The sequence below is a fragment of the Streptomyces sp. NBC_01235 genome (assembly GCF_035989285.1).
Classification (GTDB): Bacteria; Actinomycetota; Actinomycetes; order Streptomycetales; family Streptomycetaceae; genus Streptomyces.
In genome coordinates, this window is sequence record NZ_CP108513.1 from 4683780 (window position 1) to 4703783 (window position 20004).

At 70.4% G+C, this 20004-nt stretch carries 16 protein-coding genes; 9 read left to right on the forward strand and 7 right to left on the reverse strand.

All coding sequences use genetic code 11. The features are described from left to right. Positions 1–76: 76 nt before the first annotated feature. Positions 77–1099: a DNA-3-methyladenine glycosylase family protein gene (locus tag OG289_RS20635; RefSeq protein WP_327315498.1), complete on the forward strand. Its 1023-nt coding sequence runs from the start codon at positions 77–79 to the stop codon at positions 1097–1099. Between the two features lie 188 nt (positions 1100–1287). Here OG289_RS20635 and OG289_RS20640 read toward each other — a convergent pair whose 3' ends face one another. Beyond that, positions 1288–2370, reverse strand: a complete 1083-nt coding sequence (locus OG289_RS20640; RefSeq protein ID WP_327315499.1) for an NDP-sugar synthase — start codon at positions 2368–2370, stop codon at positions 1288–1290. Between the two features lie 231 nt (positions 2371–2601). Next, positions 2602–4212 carry a peptidoglycan recognition protein family protein gene (locus OG289_RS20645; protein WP_327315500.1) on the reverse strand — a complete coding sequence of 537 codons (1611 nt, stop codon included), beginning with the start codon at positions 4210–4212 and terminating at the stop codon, positions 2602–2604. A 150-nt stretch (positions 4213–4362) separates the two neighbouring features. Here OG289_RS20645 and OG289_RS20650 point away from each other — a divergent pair, with 150 nt between their 5' ends. The 4 genes from OG289_RS20650 to OG289_RS20665 all read left to right on the forward strand — a co-directional run bounded on the left by OG289_RS20650 (position 4363) and on the right by OG289_RS20665 (position 10687). After that, positions 4363–5121: a TIGR03089 family protein gene (locus OG289_RS20650; RefSeq protein ID WP_327315501.1), complete on the forward strand. Its 759-nt coding sequence runs from the start codon at positions 4363–4365 to the stop codon at positions 5119–5121. 588 nt (positions 5122–5709) lie between these two features. Continuing rightward, positions 5710–6912: an LCP family protein gene (locus OG289_RS20655; RefSeq protein ID WP_442818929.1), complete on the forward strand. Its 1203-nt coding sequence runs from the start codon at positions 5710–5712 to the stop codon at positions 6910–6912. A 242-nt stretch (positions 6913–7154) separates the two neighbouring features. Beyond that, positions 7155–8939 carry an LCP family protein gene (locus tag OG289_RS20660; protein WP_327315502.1) on the forward strand — a complete coding sequence of 595 codons (1785 nt, stop codon included), beginning with the start codon at positions 7155–7157 and terminating at the stop codon, positions 8937–8939. 80 nt (positions 8940–9019) lie between these two features. Beyond that, positions 9020–10687 (forward strand): LCP family protein, encoded by a 1668-nt coding sequence (locus OG289_RS20665; RefSeq protein WP_327315503.1) that lies wholly within the window; start codon positions 9020–9022, stop codon positions 10685–10687. Positions 10688–10752: 65 nt separating this feature from the next. On the opposite strand, the gene OG289_RS20670 is transcribed toward OG289_RS20665, so the two are convergent. Beyond that, positions 10753–11784, reverse strand: a complete 1032-nt coding sequence (locus tag OG289_RS20670) for a glycosyltransferase family 2 protein (RefSeq protein ID WP_327315504.1) — start codon at positions 11782–11784, stop codon at positions 10753–10755. 132 nt (positions 11785–11916) lie between these two features. Here OG289_RS20670 and OG289_RS20675 point away from each other — a divergent pair, with 132 nt between their 5' ends. Beyond that, positions 11917–13380 (forward strand): LCP family protein, encoded by a 1464-nt coding sequence (locus tag OG289_RS20675; protein ID WP_327315505.1) that lies wholly within the window; start codon positions 11917–11919, stop codon positions 13378–13380. A gap of 221 nt (positions 13381–13601) precedes the next feature. Continuing rightward, positions 13602–13964: a four-helix bundle copper-binding protein gene (locus OG289_RS20680; RefSeq protein ID WP_327315506.1), complete on the forward strand. Its 363-nt coding sequence runs from the start codon at positions 13602–13604 to the stop codon at positions 13962–13964. Positions 13965–14030: 66 nt separating this feature from the next. On the opposite strand, the gene OG289_RS20685 is transcribed toward OG289_RS20680, so the two are convergent. Next, positions 14031–15323 carry an LCP family protein gene (locus OG289_RS20685; RefSeq protein WP_327315507.1) on the reverse strand — a complete coding sequence of 431 codons (1293 nt, stop codon included), beginning with the start codon at positions 15321–15323 and terminating at the stop codon, positions 14031–14033. A 120-nt stretch (positions 15324–15443) separates the two neighbouring features. Between OG289_RS20685 and OG289_RS20690 the strand changes: the two genes are divergently transcribed. Beyond that, positions 15444–16004 carry an acyl-CoA thioesterase gene (locus tag OG289_RS20690; RefSeq protein WP_327315508.1) on the forward strand — a complete coding sequence of 187 codons (561 nt, stop codon included), beginning with the start codon at positions 15444–15446 and terminating at the stop codon, positions 16002–16004. Between the two features lie 15 nt (positions 16005–16019). Here the strand turns inward: OG289_RS20690 and OG289_RS20695 are convergent, their stop codons facing one another. Together OG289_RS20695 and OG289_RS20700 are read right to left on the reverse strand one after the other, a co-directional pair. Next, the gene (locus OG289_RS20695; RefSeq protein ID WP_327315509.1) at positions 16020–16469 is read right to left on the reverse strand and encodes an SRPBCC family protein; all 450 of its coding nucleotides are present in this window, start codon (positions 16467–16469) and stop codon (positions 16020–16022) included. A gap of 134 nt (positions 16470–16603) precedes the next feature. Beyond that, a complete protein-coding gene (locus OG289_RS20700; protein ID WP_327315510.1) occupies positions 16604–17761 on the reverse strand; it encodes an acyl-CoA dehydrogenase family protein in 1158 nt (385 codons plus the stop codon). Positions 17762–17962: 201 nt separating this feature from the next. Here OG289_RS20700 and OG289_RS20705 point away from each other — a divergent pair, with 201 nt between their 5' ends. Continuing rightward, a complete protein-coding gene (locus OG289_RS20705) occupies positions 17963–19306 on the forward strand; it encodes a UDP-glucose dehydrogenase family protein (RefSeq protein WP_327315511.1) in 1344 nt (447 codons plus the stop codon). 110 nt (positions 19307–19416) lie between these two features. Here the strand turns inward: OG289_RS20705 and OG289_RS20710 are convergent, their stop codons facing one another. Beyond that, positions 19417–19923: a CGNR zinc finger domain-containing protein gene (locus tag OG289_RS20710; protein ID WP_327315512.1), complete on the reverse strand. Its 507-nt coding sequence runs from the start codon at positions 19921–19923 to the stop codon at positions 19417–19419. Positions 19924–20004 lie beyond the last annotated feature (81 nt).

Genomic DNA, 20004 nt, shown 5'->3' on the forward strand with positions numbered 1-20004 from the left:
TGAGGTGTGGTGCGGTGGCGTGCGTGTGGTGCGCCTAGTCTCTTAGCAGCCCTTTCGTCGACCCGGGACTTCATTCGTGGCAGGACGGTTCTCTCCCCGGCCCACGCGTACGACCGTGCGCGGCGGGCATGTCGGCGTGCCTGGTGGGGGGCCCGACGGGGTGCCGCGGCAGGGTTCGGTGGCGGGCTCGGGGCGGGTGCGGGAGTACGTCCCGGAGGGGCCGGTCGATCTCGGGCTGGTACTCGGGCCGCTCAGGCGCGGGCCGGGTGATCCGACGTTCCGGGCGATGCCGGACGGATCCGTGTGGCGGGCCAGCCTCACCCCTGCCGGGCCGGGGACACTGCGGGTCGCCGCGGCGGGCGGCGCGGTGCGCGGGGAGGCGTGGGGGCCGGGGGCCGAGTGGCTGCTGGAGCAGTTGCCGGAGATGCTCGGGGCCGCGGATGCGCCGGAGGCGTTCGTGCCTCGGCACCGGGTGGTGGCGACGGCCCGGCATCGGCGGCCGGGGTTGCGGCTGACGCGGACAGGCCTGGTGCTGGAGTCGTTGATCCCGTCTGTGCTGGAGCAGAAGGTCACGACCGACGAGGCGTATCGGGCGTGGCGGTTGCTGGTGCGGAAGTTCGGGGAGCCGGCGCCGGGGCCTGCGGCGGGTGGGCGGCTGTGGGTGATGCCGACGCCTCGGACGTGGGCGTTGATTCCGTCGTGGGAGTGGCATCGGGCGGGGGTCGACAACAAGCGGGCTTCGACGATTCTGCGGGCTGTTCGGGTGGCCCGGCGATTGGAGGAGGCGGTGGGGATGCCTCCGCCGCTTGCGCAGGCTCGGCTGGAGGTTGTGCCGGGGATCGGGCCGTGGACATCGGCGGAGACCGTGCAGCGGAGTCATGGGGCGGCGGATGCGGTGACCGTGGGGGATCTGCATCTGCCGGGGATCGTGGGGTGGGCGTTGGCCGGGGATCGGGGGGCTGACGATTCCGTGATGCTGGAGTTGCTGGAGCCGTATGCGGGGCAGCGGCATCGGGCGGCTCGGTTGATCTTGTTGAGTGGGCGGGTGCCGCCTCGGCGGGCGCCGCGGATGCCTCGGGGGGATATCGGGAGGTTGTGAGGGGCCGGCTCTGCGAGGGGCTTGGGTCGAAGGGGTTTCGCCCCCGCCGCCCTACCCGTCCCCTCCCCAGGAGGCTCTGCCCCCTGGACCCCCGTATCGGCCCTGAACGGGCCTCGTCCTCAACCGCCGGACCGGCCGAGGTGCAGTTACCGGCGTTCGAAACTTGTCACCGGACGGGCTGAAGTTCCCTACTGGTCCGACGAGAATCGGACCGCTCCCGCTGGGATTCTCGCGTCGCACCAGATCCTGGCGCCCTCGCGGAGTTCGTTGTCGGGGCCGACGATCGCGCCGTCGCCGATGACCGTGCCGGTGAGGACGGAGCGTTCGCCGACGCGGGCCCGGGTGCCGATGAGGGAGTCGGTGATGACGGCGCCGGGCTCGATGACGGCGCCGGGGAGGATCGTCGAGCCGAAGACCCTCGCGCCCTCCGCCACGAACGCGCCCTCGCCCACCACCGTGCCGCCGGTCAGCTTGGCGTCGGGGGCGACCCTGGCCGTCGGGAGGACCAGACGGTCTCCGCAGCGGCCGGGGACCGCGGGAGACGGGGCTCGGCCGAGGACCAGGTCCGCCGAGCCGCGGACGAAGGCCGCCGGGGTGCCCAGGTCCAGCCAGTACGTCGAGTCGACCATGCCCTGGAGGTGGGCTCCGGCGGAGAGGAGGTCGGGGAACGTCTCGCGTTCCACCGACACCGGGCGGCCCAGCGGGATCGTGTCGATGACCGAGCGGCGGAAGACGTACGCGCCCGCGTTGATCTGGTCGGTGACGATCTCCTCGGGGGTCTGCGGCTTCTCCAGGAACGCCAGGACCTTGCCCGTCTCGTCCGTGGGGACCAGGCCGTAGGCCCTGGGGTCCGTCACCTTCGTGAGGTGGAGGGAGACGTCCGCTCGCGTCGTCTCGTGCGTGGCGACCAGTCGTCCGATGTCCAGGCCGGTGAGGATGTCGCCGTTGAAGACCAGAATCGGGTCGTCCGGGGCCGAGTTGAGACGGGACGCCACGTTGCGTATCGCGCCGCCGGTGCCGAGGGGTTCGTCCTCCGTCACGTACTCGATGTGCAGGCCCAGTGCCGAGCCGTCGCCGAAGTACGGTTCGAAGACCTCCGCCAGATAGCTCGTCGCGAGGACGATGTGGTCCACGCCCGCCGCTCTCGCCCGCGCCAGTTGGTGCGTGAGGAACGGCACCCCCGCCGCCCTGACCATGGGTTTGGGCGTGTGCACCGTGAGCGGGCGCAGCCGGGTGCCCTTGCCGCCGACCAGGAGGATCGCTTCTGTCACCGTCGTCTCTGCTTCCTGCCGGGACCGGCCGAACTGCCTTTCGACCGGCCAGTGTATGCAGACCGTTGTGTGGCGACTTCCAGGCCGTTGGTGTTCCGTCCCAGTCCCAGGAGACTGTCCCCCCGACGGCTGCTGAATGTGCCCCCTTCTGGATGTGCGCTCCAGCCGTTCAGGTCGTGCGGCCTCCGGGGCCTCCCCAGACCCCGGAGTTCCCGGACCGAACCGCCCGTCTCAGCGCCCCTGGTAGCGCGCCGCGGTCGAACGGGCCGAGCCGAGCTTGCCGTAGAGCTGCTTGCCCGGGCATTCCGTGGCGAACCCGTCCCGGTGACCGGAGATCACATTCAGTCGTACGTTCTTTCCCTTTCCGTAGAGATTGCCACCTCCGGACTTCAGGTATGTCTTGCCTTTCGGATTCGCCCCGAAGAGACCGAGTTTCCACGCCGTCAGTCGGGCGATGGCCGCGACCGTGGCGGAGTTCGGCTTGGCGGTGGTGAAGGTGCCGAGGACGGCGATCCCCATGCTGTTGGTGTTGAACCCGAGGGTGTGGGCGCCGAGGACCGGCTTCGCCACTCCCCCGGCGCGGCCCTCGTAGATGGTGCCGCACTTGTCGACGAGGAAGTTGTAGCCGATGTCGCGCCAGCCCATGCTCTTGACGTGGTAGCGGTAGATACCGCGGATGACGGACGGGACCTGCGAGCACTTGTAGCTGTTGCCCGACGCCGTGTGGTGCACGAACGCCGCCTTGACCGTCGTCGTGTAGCGGAAGCCGCTCTCCCGCAGGCTCTCGTCGGCGCCCCAGCCGCGACGCGTGACGATGCTCGGGCGCGGGCCGATGTACGGCTTCGCCCGCTGGGCCGGCGTCAACTCGGCCGCGCGCAGGGTGAAGAGCTCGCGTTCGGTGGCCGGGCGGTCCAGGGCGGGGATCTCCGTGGCGCCGAGAGGGGCGAGGGGGGCGTTGGCGGCCGAGGCCTCGGCCGCCTTGGTCGCCTCGGTCGCCCTGGTCGTCGTCGCGGGTGCGTCAGCCCTCGTCGCCGGGACGCCGGCCCTCGACGCGGGTGCTGCGTCCGGGGCGGGTTGCGGTTGCGGGGGTTGTGCGGGCATTGGGTCGGTTTCGGTGAACAGCGTTCGGCTCCGCGGTGGGCCCGCGGGGACGTGCGCGAAGGTGGCAGGGGCGGCTGCCCCGGGGGCCACGCCCGGCGCTGCCCCCGGGTCGACCAGTTCCAGGCGCATACCGGAGGGGAGCGGGGCGGCGGCCGCAAGGGTGCGGGGGCCTCGGGCCGTCTCCTCCGTACGGCGTTCCGTGTCCGGGTGGACGCGAATCTCGACGCCGTCGGAATCGCCGACCCAGAGCGGGGCCGTGGCGCCTCGGACCCGTCCCGAAGTGCTCTCGGGCGTGCCGGGGTCGGCACCGTGGTCGGCGTTGTGGGCGTCGACGTCCTGCCAGCCGGACCAGGCGCCGGTGCCGGCCCGGCGGGTGCGGACCTGGACGCGGCCGTGGAGCTCGGTGGCCGGGTCGTCCCAGACGACGCCGAGGAGGGAGAAGTGGCGTACGTCCCGCCGGGGCAGGCCCTGGCCGGCGCCGGTGCCGCCGAGGGCGCGGTCGCCGGTGAGGGGGGTGAGGGGCAGCGACTGAGTGTTGCCCGGAAGGTCGGGTAGATCGGGTAGGTCGGGCAGGGATCGTGTCGGTGGGGTGTCGGGGCTTGTGGCCCTGGTCGTCCCGGTGGGCGCCGCCTCTGCGGCCGGCGCCGGTCGCACCGTCGCCGCGGTGGCGGGCGGCGTCAGCGGGAGGGCGAGAGCCGCCACGCAGGTGACACCGATCGAGGAAGCAAGCAATCCACGCATGCCACCGATCCTGGACATAGTCATAGATTTCTGTCCATCGGGGAATTGACGGGCCGTCGGCACGCGTTCCGCCGAACCGGTGGCCCGAAGAGGGCTCCAGGACGGTCCCGTGACGACTGCAGCGGCGGGGCGGCGCGTACGCTTGCGCGGGTGACTGCCACCGATCGCACCCCTGCCGACCTGCTGCGTTCCGCACTCGCCGCGGACCCCGCGCGCCCCCTGGTGACCTTCTACGACGACGCCACGGGCGAGCGGGTCGAATTGTCCGTGGCCACCTTCGCCAACTGGGTGGCCAAGACCGCGAACCTCCTCCAGGACGGGCTGTCCGCCGAGCCCGGCGACCGCGTCGCGCTGCTGCTGCCCGCGCACTGGCAGACGGCGGTGTGGCTGCTGGCGTGTTCGTCGGTGGGGGTCGTCGCGGACGTTGCCGGGGATCCGGCGCGGGCGGACTTCGTCGTCGCCGGGCCCGGGCAGTTCGAGGCGGGGCTGGCGTGCCGGGGCGAGCGGTACGCGCTGTCGCTGGCGCCGCTCGGCCGGCGGTTCGTGCCGGGTCCTCCGGAGGGGTACGACGACTACGCCGTGAACGTCCCGAGCTTCGGCGACCGCTTCGTGCCGTACGTCCCCGTCGACCCCGAGGAGCCCGCGCTGATCGTGGCCGGGGGCGAGTACACCGGCGCCGAGGTCGTGGAGCGGGCGCGGGCGGAGGCGTCGGCGCTGGGGCTGACGGGGCCCGGGTCCCGTCTGCTGTCGGGGCTGGCGTACGACACCTGGGAGGGGTTGAGCGCCGGGTTGTACGCGCCGTTGGCGAGCGGGGGGTCCGTGGTGCTGTGCCGGAACCTGGAGCAGGCCGGCGAGGAGGCGTTGGCCAAGCGGATCGAGAGCGAGCGGGTGTCTGCGACGGCTTGGTGAGGTGCCGGTGTTGGTGGCGCCGGTGTCGGTGAGGCGCCGTTCGTCGGTGCCGGCCTCGCTGGGGGCTGCCGCCCCCAGGCCCCCGCTTCGGCCCTGAAGGGGCCTCGTCCTCAAACGCCGGACGGGCTGGAACTAGGCACCCCGCCCTACGAGGCACCCACGGGCTGGAACTACGCACCCCCGACCCACAAGGCACCGCCGGGCTGGAATGCGTCCCCCCACACACAAGACACCCCCGAGCTCAACGCCCCGCCCCACAAAGCACCCCGCGCCCGACGCCCACACCCCACAAAGCACCCCGAGCCCGACGCCCACACCCCACAAAGCACCCCGAGCCCGACGCCCACCCCCAAAAAAGCGCCGCCGGGACCAAGCCGCCCCCCACTCCCAAAGCACCGCCCGGATGAAAGGCGGACCCCCGCCCCCAAAGCACCCCCGAGCCGACACCCCCCACCCCGTCCCACCCCACCCGAAAAGCACCCCCCTTCACCCGTTCAGCTCACCCCCACCCACCCCCGCGCCCCACTTCGCGCCATCGTCGTAAGTGCGGCCTTGCGCACTCGTACGGCGGGAGGGGGTGGATCGGACGTGAGGTACTCCTTGCGGCAGCGGCAGCGGCAGTGGTTTCGGCAGTCGCAGCGGCGTCGGCGGCGGTGGGTGCGGTATGGCGTGGGGGCCGTGGCCGTGGTTTTCGTGGGGGTCGGGGTGGCCGGGTGGATCGTCTACACGAAGCTCGACGGGAACATCACGCCCGATGACGCGGCCGCGGCGGAGCTTGCGCGGTATGCGAAGGAGCGGCCGACCTCGTTGGTCAAGGACGCTCAGAACATCCTGCTCATCGGGTCCGACTCGCGGGCCGGGGAGGGGAACGAGGAGTACGGGCGGGACTCCGGGACCGAGCGGTCGGACACGACGATCCTGCTGCATCTGGCGGCGGGGCGACGTAGCGCCACCGCCGTGTCACTGCCCAGGGATCTGATGGTGGACGTGCCGGCGTGTCTGCGGGCGGACGGGAAGCGGTCCGAGCCGATGTTCGCCATGTTCAACCACGCGTTCCAGACCGGGGGTTCGGCCTGCACGATCCGGACGGTGGAGAAGCTGACGGGGGTGCGGATCGATCATCACGTCGTCGTCGACTTCAGCGGGTTCAAGGATGTGGTCGATGCCGTGGACGGGGTGGAGGTCTGCCTCAAGGAGCCGATTGACGACAAGGCCGCCAAGCTGCGACTGCCCGCCGGGAAGGTCACGCTCGACGGGGAGCAGGCGCTCGGGTATGTGCGGGCCCGCAAGTCTCTCGGTGACGGAAGTGACACCGACCGGATGGAACGGCAGCAGCGGTTCCTCGGGGCCCTCGTCAACAAGGTCCAGAGCAATGACGTTCTGCTGAACCCGGTGAAGCTGTATCCGGTGCTGGACGCGGCCACGTCCTCTCTCACCACCGACCCGGATCTGGCGAGTCTTCGCGGACTGTACGAACTCGTGCGCGGTTTGCGGGACATTCCCACCGAACATGTGCAATTCCTGACCGTTCCACGGGAGTCGTACATCTACAACGCCAATCGCGACCAACTCGTGGAGCCTGAGGCGGAGAAACTCTTCGAGCGGCTGCGGACGGACGCGCCGGTGGTGGTTTCCAAGGAAGTTCCCACGAAATCCCGCTCTTCGGAGTCGGGCGACTACGGACCGTACCGGCCATGGGTCGTGAACCGTGCGGCTTACGGTGCGGTTTCGCCCACCCCGCCCGCTCCGACGTTCCGAGGAAACACCGCCGCCGAGGACAGCTGCGGGTAAAGCGCTTGCCAAGCCGAGCTCTTCCGGGAACACGAGTTCAAAGAAATGGGGCGGATTGCCCGCTTGTAGGGGCGTGGAATTTGTCACGGCCGTCGCTCGACGCTGAACTGGGCGGATAGTGTGAGCGATCCGGTGCACCCGGCCGCGAGGTCCTTCCTGGCGTCGCGCACCGTGTGACCGAGACCCGAGCGCCTTGAGGGGGGAAAGGCGCCGCGTGGCCCCGACGGAGGATTCGGACAACCGTGGACGCGCAAGGCCGTGGGCGGGCGGACAACATCGATCCCGCAGACCAGTGGGTGCTCAATCCGAACACCGGCGAATACGAACTGCGACTGAGTCCTTCCGGACCGCAGTCGGCGGTGCCCGGGCCGCGCAGACCCGCCTCCGGCCAAACCGGCGGTGGCGGGCGCGGGGACTCGGTGCGCGGCCGTACGGCGGCGCCCGGGCGGGACACGACGTCGCCGTCGCCCGGAAAGGCGCCGGGACCGGAGGTGCCGGGTCAGCGCCGGCGCCGGGGTGTGCCGGAGGAGGCTGCGACGAACCGGCGCGGACGCCGGCCGGTGAAGAAGAAGTCGAGGGCGAAGAAGATCCTGCTGTGGACCGGCGGGATCATGGCCTTCGTCCTGGTGGGTACGGCCGCCGCGGCCTACCTCTATCTCCAGCACCTCAACGACAACATCACGTCCGTCTCCGACGACGGCGCGAGCACCGGTGGCTTCAGCAAGGACAAGGCGATCAACCTGCTGGTGATCGGCACCGACAAGCGCACCGGTTCGGGCAACGAGGGCTACGGCGACTCCGGCAGCGTGGGCCACGCGGACACCACGATCCTGCTGCACGTCTCCAAGGACCGGACGAACGCGACCGCGCTCAGCATCCCGCGCGACCTGATCGTGAACGTCCCGGACTGCCAGACCAAGCAGGCGGACGGCTCCACCAAGGTCATCAAGGGCACCGACGGCGTCCGGTTCAACACCAGCCTCGGGCAGGACGAGCGCACACCGAGCTGCACCGTGCGCACGGTCACCGAGCTGACCGGGATCCAGGCGGACAACTTCATGGTCGCCGACTTCAACGCGGTGAAGACGCTGACCACGGCGGTCGGCGGCGTCGAGGTGTGCCTGGCCAAGGACATCGACGACGACGACTCGCACCTGAAGCTGTCGAAGGGCACGCACCTCATCCAGGGCGAGGAGGCGCTGGCCTTCGTGCGCACCCGTCACTCGGTGGGCTTCGGCGGCGACCTGAGCCGGATCCAGCTCCAGCAGCAGTTCCTCAGCGCGCTGATGCGGAAGCTGAAGTCGAACGACACCCTCAGCAGCCCCACCAAGATGATCAAGCTGGCGGAGGCGGGCACGAAGGCGCTGACCGTCGACTCCCAGCTCGACAGCATCAACAAGCTGAAGGACCTGGGTCTGGAGCTGGGCAAGCTCAACGTCAAGAACCTGACCTTCACCACCGTGCCGGTCGTCGACAACCCTGCCGAGAAGGTCAAGGCCACCGTCGTCCTCGACAGATCGACGGCACCCACCGTCTTCCAGATGATCAAGGACGATGTCTCGTTCACCGAGGTGAAGGAGAAGGCGGCGGCGTCGAAGGACGCGGCGGCCACGGCCGCGGCGGCCCGTCTGAAGGGCACCCAGTCCGCCGCCTCCGCGGTGCGGGTGCAGGTCATGAACGGCGGTGCGCCCGCCGGCAGCGCACAGGAGACTCTTAACTGGCTGCAGAATGATGAGGGCGTGACGAAGTCCGAGAACGCGGGCAACGCTCCCGCCCAACTGGCGAAGACGACGCTCGAGTACGCGCCCGACCAGGCCGACCAGGCACGCAAGCTCGCCGCCATCATGGGGCTGCCCGGCACCGCTCTGAAGCCGGGCAAGAGCGTCGAGAACTCCCAGGGTCTGCCGACGATGACACTGACGCTGGGCAAGGACTTCAAGGGCGCGGGCGTTTCGCTCACGGCGGCGACAAAGGTGCCGGACACGGTCCAGAAGTCCACGGCGGACAAGGTCCAGTGCGCCAAGTAGGTAACCCTAGGGGCCCGTCGTGCGTCTGACTTGACGCGGGACGGGCCCGTGTCAGGCGCACGGCGGGGAGGGGCAGGGGAATGGCGGGGAGCAGCGGGGTGCGAGGGAGGGTTCCCGCGGTCGAGGACACAGTGTCTCCGACCGCCCGGGAACAGCAGGACCAGGACGCACCCGAGAAGGACACGTCCGACAAGGACGGCAGACACGGCGGCGGGCACAAGGGGGGCCACGGCGGACGCGGCCAGGACCGCAAACGCCGACGTCGACGCGCGTTGCGCTGGTCGGCGACGGTGCTCGCGGTGGTGATAGTCGGCGGCGCGGGGGCCGGATACCTCTACTACGAACACCTCAACGCGAACATCAAGAGCGACGACCTGAACATCGGCGACGCCAAGGACCGGGCGGCCAAGACGCAGGCCAACGCGGACGGACAGACCGCCCTGAACATCCTGCTGATCGGCTCGGACGCCCGTGACACCGCGGCGAACCAGAAGCTCGGCGGCGCCAAGTACGACTTCGGCGGCCCCCCGCTCGCGGACGTGCAGATGCTGCTGCACGTCTCGGCGGACCGCAGCAACATGTCGGTGGTGAGCATGCCGCGCGACACCCTGCTGGACATCCCCAAGTGCACGGACCCCGACGACGGGACCGCCTACGCGGCGCTGCAGAACGAGATGACGAACGTGTCCCTCGGCCGCGGCGGCCCGGGCTGCACGGTGGCCACGTGGGAGAAGCTCACCGACATCCACATCGACCACTTCATGATGATCGACTTCTCGGGTGTCGTCTCGATGGCGGACGCGATAGGCGGCGTCCCGGTCTGCGTGGACGCCAACGTCTACTCGCACACCAGCAGCGGCAAGGGCTCCGGCCTGAAGCTGGAGGAGGGCACGCACTCCGTCAAGGGCGAGCAGGCCCTGCAGTGGCTGCGCACCCGCTACGGCTTCGAGGACGACACCGACCTCGCCCGCGCCAAGGCGCAGCACATGTACATGAACTCGATGGTCCGCGAGCTGCGCGCCAACGCCAAGCTGACCAACCCCAACAAGCTGCGCAAGCTCGCCGAGGCGGCCACGAAGGCGATCACCGTCGACGACGGCCTGGACACCATCACGAAGATGTACGACCTGGCGGGCGAGCTGCAGAAGGTGCCCACCGACCGCATCACGATGACGACGATGCCGAACCGCTATCAGGGCGAGCGGGTGGTGCCCACGGAGGACGCCACGCAGTTGTTCCGTCTGGTGCGCGAGGACATCGCCCTGGACGGCAAGGACGCCAAGAAGGCCACCGCGAGCCCGTCGCCGACGGCGACGGCGTCCACGGACCCGGCCGCCGCGCCCGACAAGATCGCGGTGCAGGTCCACAACGGCACGCGCACCGACGCGCTGGGCGCGGCAAGGGGACGCGCGTCCGACGTCACGCAGGTGCTGACGGGCAAGGGCTTCACCGAGGCCGTCGCGGACCGCTCGGCGGCCACGTCCGTGGCGAAGACGGTCGTCCAGTACCCGAGCGCCGACCTGCAGGGCGACGCCCAGGCGGTCGCGAAGGCCCTCGGCATCCCGACGAGCCAGGTGAAGAAGTCCACCGACGTCTCCGGGGTCACGCTCGTCGTGGGCACGGACTGGCGGTCGGGGACGGCGTACAAGGCGCCGGTGAAGAACGACAAGACGCCCGTCTCGGCCGGGGCGATCAACGCGTCCGACACCAGCCAGTGCATGCACGTGGACCCGAACTACACGTGGTAGTCCGGGTGGTCCGGGTCCGGTGGCGCCGTGAAGGTGCCTCGCGGTGCCGTTCTCAGTGGACGTCGCTAGTGGGCGTCGCTGAGGACTGCGGGGCGTCGTGACGCGATGACCTTCCTGGCCAGCGCCTTCGGGCTGGTCAGGAAGCCGAAGCCCCACGACATGTGCATGGTGGCGAGGGCGACGGGGATCTGCAGCCGTGCCTTCGCCGACAGTCCCTTGCCGGCCGGCAGCGACCCGGCGACGATCCCCGCGAGGTAGCCGCCGGGGATCAGGAAGCCCAGCGGGGTGAGCACGGCGCCGACCACGATCCCGGCCGCGATCGCGCACACCGCGGTCGGCGGGGCGAGGTAGCGCAGGTTGATGGAGCCCTCGTGGTAACGGGCGACGACGTGCCGCCAACGGCCGTAGTCCTTGTACTGCTTGGCGAGCGCCTTCACGCTGGGCCGCGGCCGGTAGGACACCTTCAGCTCGGGCGAGAACCAGATCAGCCCGCCCGCCTCCCGGATCCGGAAGTTCAGCTCCCAGTCCTGGGCGCGGATGAACTCCTCGTTGTAGCCGCCCTGTTGCTCCAGCGCCTCGCGCCGGAAGACACCGAGGTACACGGTCTCGGCCGGGCCGGCCTGTCCCCCGGTGTGGAAGGCGGCGTTCCCGACCCCGATCTTGGAGGTCATGGCGGCGGCCACCGCGTGCTCCCAGTCGTTCTCGCCCTCGGCGTGCATGATGCCGCCGACGTTCTGCGCGCCGGTCTCCTGAAGGAGCCGTACGGCGGTGGCGATGTAGTTCGGCGACAGCATGCCGTGCCCGTCGACGCGGACGACGATCGGATGGCGGGAGGCCTTGATCGCGGCGTTGAGGGCGGCCGGCGTCCGACCGGTCGGGTTGGGGACGGTGTGCACGCGCGGGTCTTCTGCCACGAGCTGGGCCGCGATCTCGTCCGTACGGTCCGTGGACGGACCGATGGCGATCACGACCTCCATCTCGCCGGCGTACTCCTGCGCGAGGATCGCTTGGACGGCTCCGCGCAGATGCCGCTCCTCGTTGAGGACGGGCATGATGACGGACACGGCGGGGAGCTGCACGTCGGGCTTGGCGTTCATAGGGGGTTCACGTTACCGCGAACGGGGGACACGGCCCGCCCCGCCGGGTGCGCTGCACCGGTCGGCAGATCGTATGGGCCTACGGTTCTCACGGCTTCCCTCGCCCACGGCCGCCGCCCGGAGGTGCCCCGTATGCCCACCACTCCGCCCCGGTCCCCGCGCCGCCCCGACCCGCGCCGCCGCGCGCCGCGTCCCCCCGTTCGGCCCGCTCGGCGCGGACGTCGCCCGCGTTGGGCCATGCGGGCGGCGACGACGCTCTCGGTGGTGCTCCTCGCCGCCGCCGGGATCGGCCACTCGGTGATCAGCAGCCTCGACGCGAACATCGCCCGTGTCGACCCCTTCAAGGACATGAAGAACCGTCCGCGGGCCGGACACGGCATGAACATCCTGCTGGTCGGCACGGACGGCCGGGACCGGATCACGGCGGCCGATCGCCGCCGCTACCGCCTGGGCGGGGCGCCCTGCCACTGCACCGACACGGTCATGATCCTGCACATCTCGGAGGACCGGGAGCGGGCCGGCGTGGTCAGCCTCCCGCGCGACTCCTACGCCGAGACGCCCCCGCACACCGACCAGGTCACCGGCAAGGCGCACCACGGCCACCCGATCAAGCTCAACGCGGCGTACGCGGAGGGCGGCCCGCAACTCACCGTGCGCACGGTCGAGAACATGACCCACGTGAAGATCGACCACTACCTGGAGGTCGACTTCATCAGCTTCATGAAGACCGTGGACGTGCTGGGCGGCGTGAAGATCTGCACGGCCACGCCCCTGAAGGACTCGTACACGGGCCTGGACCTGGCGGCGGGCACGCACACGCTGCTGGGTGGCGAGGCCCTGCAGTACGTCCGCTCCCGGCACGCGGACGCCACCTCCGACCTGGGCAGGATGAAGCGCCAACAGCGCTTCCTGGCGGCCCTGGTGGACCGGGCCACCTCCTCCGGGATCCTGCTGAACCCCCTGAGGTTCCGGGACGTGACGCGGGCCGTCCTCGGGTCGGTCCGGGCCGACCGCGGCTTCGGGACGGACGAACTCCTGGACCTCGGCCGGGCGATGCGCACCTTCTCGCCGTCCTCCTCCGAGTTCACGACCGTCCCCATCGGCCGGATGGGATACGTCGTGAAGGGCATCGGCTCGACGCTGAAGTGGGACCCGGTGAAGTCGCGGCGCCTCTTCGAGTCCCTGCGCGACGACAAGCCCCTCTCCGCACACAACCGCCGGGTCGCCCGCGTGGACGTGGCCCCGCAGCAGATCCGGGTCCAGGTCGAGAACGGCACCCGTACGGCGGGGCTCGGCACCCGCGTGGACGCGGCGCTGGCGGCGGCGGGCTTCCGCACGACCGGCCGGCCGGTCAGCGCGGCCGCCCCCTCCGCGCGGCACACGGTCGTCGCCTACGACCCCCGCTGGGACCGCTCCGCGAAGTCCCTCGCGACGGCCCTGCCGGGCAGCGAACTGCGCGCCGTCACCGGGCTCGGCCCGACGCTGAAGGTGATCGCGGGGGCGGACTTCCGGGAGGTGCGGAAGGTACGGGGAGAGGCGGATGCGGAGCAGGGAGCGTTCGGGGTGGTTCGGGGGGATGAGGTGGGGTGCTCCTGAGGGGTGCTCCTACGGGGTGCGCCGTAAGGGACGACCGACACCTGAGCCGTAACCCTGATGGACCTGCGCCGCAGCCGGGTGAGTCGTCAAGAGGGCGGGCGTTTCTGGCGCAAACGGTGCGGATTGGTTCCGTCCGCCCAATGGCGCGGGCTCTTCGGAAGGCGTAGGACGGAAACGCACGCGCGGGCCCGCCCCGGGCCCGCTCACCCCCAGGAGGAGCCATGCCCCAGCCCGGAACCATGACCGCCATGAGCAAGCAGATGCAGGACTGCGTCGAGGCGTGCATGTCCTGCCACAGCATGTGCGAGGAGACCATGAGCTCCTGCATGCAGATGGGCGGCCAGGCCCAGATGCAGATCATGCGCGCGCTCATGGACTGCTCCGAGACGACCCGCATGTGCGCCGACATGATGATGCGGCGCTCGCCCATGTCGGCCGAGATGTGCGCCCTGTGCGCCAAGGCGTGCGACATGTGCGCCGAGGCGTGTATGTCCATGCCGGACGATCCCCAGATGATGCGCTGCGCCGAGTCCTGCCGTCGCTGCGCCGAGATGTGCCGGGCGATGGCGGGCGCCAGGATGTGACCGCCGCCTGAACGAGATCAGGGGCACCCCGGCGGGTGCCCCTGAGCAAGTCGGCCCTCTTCGCGCTCAGTTGCCCGAGACGGTGACCTTCTCGTCGTTCTTCAGCTGGCTGACCAGCGTCTTCACCTTCGCCTTGTCCCAGACGAGGTTGCCGCCGGTGGAGCCGGAGATCGGCATGTTCATCGACTTGCCGTCGCCGCTGTTGACGCCCTTCATCGCGAAGAACATCGACCCCAGGTCGTACAGGCCCATGTCCTTGTCGACGATCAGGGTGTCCAGGCCCGCGCTCATGGTCGGGTAGAGCTTGAACGGGTTGAGGACCGTGCCCGGGGTGGCCACCTGGTTGGCCAGGGCCGCGAGGAACTTCTGCTGGTTCTTCGTGCGGTCCAGGTCGGAGCCCGCGAGCGCGTACCGGGTGCGGACGAAGGCGAGGGCCTCCTCGCCGTTCAGGGTCTGCTTGCCCTTCTTGAAGTCGGCGCCGGACTTGGTGTCCTTGATGTCCTGCGGGATGTCGATCTCGACGCCGCCGACGGAGTCGACGATGTTCGCGAAGCCGGCGAAGCCGATCTCCACGTAGTGGTCGATGTGCAGGCCGGTGTTGAACTCGACCGTGCGCACCAGCAGCTCCGGCCCGTCCTCCGCGTACGCGGCGTTCAGCTTCACGTGCCGGCCGGTGCCCTTGTACGTCTTGCCGGAGTCGGAGCCGACGAACGTCGGGATCTCCACGTCGGAGTCGCGCGGGAGCGAGATCAGCGTGTCGCCGTTGGAACCGGTGTGCAGGATCATCATCGAGTCCGTGCGCTTGCCCTCGGCGGAACCGGTGTGCAGTTCCTTCTTCTCCTCGGCGGACATGCCCTCACGGCTGTCGGAGCCGACGATCAGGTAGTTCGTGCCCTCGCCGGCCTCGGGCCGGTCGATGACCTTCGACAGGTCGACCTCGCGCTGAAGCTTGGAGTCGGCCCAGAAGTACGTGGCGACGGTCGTCACCACCATGACGGTCACGAGCGAGATCGCCGTCCACTTGATGCGGCGGCGCCAGTTCGGCGCGGGGCGCGGACCGTGGGTGGCCGTACCGCCGGGGCCGGCCGGGCCGCCCGCTCCCCCGGAGTCGCCGCCGTAGACCTGGCCCGTGTTGTAGCCGCTGTCGTACCCGGACCCCCGCGCGTCGGTGTAGTCGCCGTATCCCTGGCCGTTGACGTACGACGGCTGCGGCGGGACGCCGGGGCCTTGCGGCGGGGCGGCCGGGCCGCGGCGGACCTGCCGCATGACGCGCGCGCTCTCGGGCTGTGCGCTCGCGCTGCCGCTTCCGTACCGGTTGCCGCGGTCGTTGTCGGACCATCCCTCGGGCCAATCGTTCATGCGGACCAGTGTGCAGGGCAGGGCTGTGTGCCGTACAAGGGCCGTCGGAGAATCAGGGCCCCGCTGTTGCCAAGCTGACACAAAATCCCGGCTTGTCCCCCTCGGCATAAGGTGGAGGACATGACAGACCAGGTCACCGCGGCGGACTCGGGCAGTACCTCGGACATCCCGGGCAAGCCCACGTCCGCGTCCCGCACCACCCTCAGCCACATCATGACCCACGCCGACACCAACCTGCTGGGCACGGTGCACGGCGGTGTGATCATGAAGCTCGTCGACGACGCGGCGGGCGCCGTGGCCGGACGGCACTCCGGCGGGCCCGCCGTCACCGCGTCCATGGACGAGATGGCATTCCTGGAGCCGGTCCGCGTCGGCGACCTCGTGCATGTGAAGGCCCAGGTCAACTGGACCGGCCGGACCTCGATGGAGATCGGCGTCCGGGTCCTGGCCGAGCGCTGGAACGAGTCGGCCCCGGCCACCCAGGTCGGCTCGGCCTACCTGGTCTTCGCCGCCGTCGACGCCGACGGCAAGCCCCGCGCGGTCCCGCCCGTGATCCCGGAGACGGAACGTGACGAACGCCGCTACCAGGAGGCCCAGATCCGCCGCACCCACCGGCTGGCGCGGCGGCGGGCGATCCGGGAGCTGCGGGAGCGGAGGGTGGCCGAGGGGCTGGAGGACTGACGTCCGCCGTCGCCCTCAAGCCGACGAGAGCAGCTTCTCCAGCTTGCCGAACCCCTGCGTCCAGCCCTCCTCGTGCAGGGCGCGGCGTCGCTCGGTGGCGAAGTCTCCCTGGGTGAGGGTCAGTTCGGCCGACGTGCCGTCCAGATCGCGCAGCGACAGCGTCACCACGGTCTCCCGGTCCTCGGGATCGGGGTCCTCCCACCGGAAGGTGTAGCGCAGGAGCGCGGGAGGGTCGACGTCGAGGAATTCCCCCACCAGATGGAACAGGGGGCCTTCGGGGGGCCGCATCGCGATGCGGTAGGCCCCTCCGGGCCTCAGGTCGCTTTCCACGCTCGGGATGGCGAACCCGTCGGGGCCCCACCACCGGGTGAGTTCCCGCGGGTCGGTCAGGGCCCGGAACACGGCCGCCCGCGAGCCGCGCAGGACGCACCGCAGGCGCAGTACCAGTCCGTCGTCAGGCGTCATCACGAACCTCCTGCGACGGGGGGACGTCGAGAGGGACCACTCCCCCATCGTGGACCACGGTCCCGCCGGCCACCACACGCACATCGCCCTCCGGCCGGGAGACGGACGGAGGGCGATGGACGCGTCGACGGGCCTTACGGCAGGTTCCTCGCCATGACGATGCGCTGAACCTGGTTCGTGCCTTCATAAATCTGCGTGATCTTCGCGTCGCGCATCATCCGCTCCACCGGGTAGTCGCGCGTGTAGCCGTAGCCGCCCAGCAACTGGACCGCGTCCGTCGTGACCTCCATCGCCACGTCCGAGGCGAAGCACTTCGCGGCCGCGCCCATGAAGGTGAGGTCGGAGTCCAGGCGTTCGGACTTGGCCGCTGCCGCATAGGTCAGCTGGCGGGCGGCCTCGATCTTCATGGCCATGTCGGCGAGCATGAACTGGATGCCCTGGAAGTCGGCGATCGCCTTGCCGAACTGCTTGCGCTCCTGGACGTAGCCCTTGGCGTAGTCGAAGGCCCCCTGGGCGACGCCGAGGGCCTGGGCGGCGATGGTGATGCGGGTGTGGTCCAGGGTCTTCATCGCCGTCGCGAAGCCCGTGCCCTCCTCGCCGATCATGCGGTCCGCCGGAATGCGCACGTTGTCGAAGTAGACCTCGCGGGTCGGGGAGCCCTTGATGCCCAGCTTCTTCTCCGGGGCGCCGAAGGAGACCCCCGGGTCGGACTTCTCGACGACGAAGGCCGAGATGCCCTTCGAGCGCTTCGTGGGGTCCGTCACCGCCATCACCGTGTAGTACTCGGAGACGCCCGCGTTGGTGATCCAGCGCTTCACGCCGTTCAGGATCCAGTGGTCGCCGTCCCTGACCGCCTTGGTCTTCATGCCGGCCGCGTCCGAGCCCGCGTCCGGCTCGGAGAGGGCGTAGGAGAACATCGCGTCGCCCTTGGCGAGGGGCGTCAGGTACTTCTTCTTCAGGTCCTCCGAGCCGGAGAGGATCACCGGAAGGGAGCCCAGCTTGTTCACGGCGGGGATGAGGGAGGAGGAGACGCAGGCTCGCGCCACCTCCTCGATCACGATCACCGTCGCCAGGGCGTCCGCGCCTGCGCCGCCGTACGACTCGGGGACGTGCACCGCGTGCAGATCGCTCGCCACCAGGGCGTCCAGCGCCTCCTGCGGGAAGCGGGCCTCCTCGTCCACCGCGGCGGCGTACGGCGCGATCTTCGCCTCGGCCAGAGAGCGGATGGCGTCGCGGAGCATGTCGTGCTCCTCGGACGGGCGGTACAGGTCGAAGTCAGCCGATCCGGCCAAGGTGTCTCACGCTCCAAAGACGCTACGGTCACTGACGCTAATTACCGTTAAGTAACTCAAATTTTAGGGGTCCGCCCACCCGAGTGATACGTGAGCTTGGCGACAAGGGGCGTCTCTTCCGGCTTCGGCCCGGTGAGGGACGCCGACACGCCCCGACTATGCTCGGGCGCGCAGCGACGGCATCCCCCACCAGGAGCATCCATGGCCCTCAAGATCACCGTGATCGGCACCGGCTATCTCGGCGCCACACACGCCGCGGCCATGGCCGAGCTGGGCTTCGAGGTACTCGCTCTCGACGTCGTGCGGGAGAAGATCGAGAAGCTCGAGCGGGGTGAGACCCCGATGTACGAGCCCGGGCTCGAGGAGCTGCTGCGCAAGCACGTCGGCGGGTTCGAGGGGTCCAGCGGACGGCTGCGGTTCACGATGGACTGGGCCGAGGTGGGGGCCTTCGGCGACGTCCACTTCGTGTGCGTCAACACTCCGCAGAAGCACGGTGAGTACGCGTGCGACATGTCGTACGTCGAGTCCGCGATCGCGTCGCTCGCCCCGCATCTGACGCGTCCCGCTCTCGTCGTCGGCAAGTCGACCGTGCCGGTCGGGTCCGCCGAACGGCTCGCGCGGACGATCGCCGAGCTCGCGCCCGCCGGTGAGGACGCCGAGCTCGCCTGGAACCCGGAGTTCCTGCGGGAGGGGTTCGCCGTCGACGACACGCTGCATCCGGACCGGATCGTCGTGGGGGTGCGCAGCGAGCGGGCCGAGGCACTGCTGCGCCAGGTGTACGAGACCCCGGTCGGGGAAGGGTCGCCGTTCATCGTCACCGACTTCCCCACCGCCGAGCTGGTGAAGACCTCGGCGAACTCCTTCCTCGCCACCAAGATCTCCTTCATCAACGCGATGGCGGAGGTGTGCGAGGCCGCCGGGGGCGACGTCGCCAAGCTGGCCGAGGCGATCGGGCACGACGACCGGATCGGGAAGAAGTTCCTGCGGGCCGGGATCGGCTTCGGCGGCGGGTGTCTGCCCAAGGACATCCGGGCGTTCATGGCGCGTGCCGGTGAGCTCGGGGCCGACCAGGCGCTGACCTTCCTGCGCGAGATCGACTCCATCAACATGCGTCAGCGCGGGCAGATGGTGGAGCTGGCCCGGGAGGCGCTGGGGGGCGGGTCCTTCCTGGGGAAGCGGGTCGCCGTGCTCGGCGCCACCTTCAAGCCCGACTCGGACGACGTCCGGGACTCGCCCGCCCTGAACGTCGCCGGGCAGATACATCTGCAGGGCGGGCAGGTCACGGTGTACGACCCGAAGGGGATGGAGAACGCCCGCCGGGTCTTTCCGACGCTCGGGTACGCCGACTCGGCCCTGGAAGCCGTACGGGGCGCCGACGCCGTCCTGCACCTCACCGAGTGGCGGGAGTTCCGCGAGCTGGATCCGGCGGCGCTCGGCGAGGTCGCGACGACCCGGCTGGTCCTCGACGGGCGCAACGCGCTCGACCCCGTGCTGTGGCGCAAGGCCGGGTGGACGTACCGGGCGATGGGGCGTCCTACCGCCTGACCCGCGGAAGACCCGTACAGCGCAGGTGACGCCGGTTCGGCCGAGGCTCAGTCGGCCGAACCGGCGTCTGCTTGCATTCTGCACCACCGAGCCGTGCCGTGGCCGGTGAACTACTTCGCCCGGTACCGGCGCATCTTGGCGCGCGCCCCGCACACCTCCATCGAGCACCAGCGGCCCCGGCCGGCCGGGCTGCGGTCGTAGTACGCCCAGTGGCAGTCGGCGGCCTCGCAGGCCTTCAGCCGGGTCCAGGTGCCCGCGACCAGCGCCTGCGCCACCGCGGCGGCCGTACGGGCGAGCAGCGGGGTCTCCTCTGCCTGCGCGGGAGCGAGACGGGCCGAGCCGTCGTGCTCGTCGACCGTCAGCAGCAGGGGGGCCGACGCCAGCAGCTCGCCCAGTGGGGTCACCTCGCGGTGCGGGGGGTGGCCGGCGTGGGCCAGGAGGGCCACGCGCAGGGACTCGCGCAGCTCGCGGGCCTGCTCCACCTCGTCCTCGGCGAGCCCGAACCGCGCCCGGACCTCCGCCGTGTCCAGCGCGTCGGCGCCCGACTCGATGTCCAGCGTGTTCACCAGGGACTCGACGAGGGCCAGGTCCCCGGGCGCGGCCGATCTCTCACTCATGCTTGCGACGTTACCTCCAATGCGAGAGCATGCAGTAACCGTTACCGGTTGCCAGCCGGTGTAGGTAACTTCGAGGAGGAA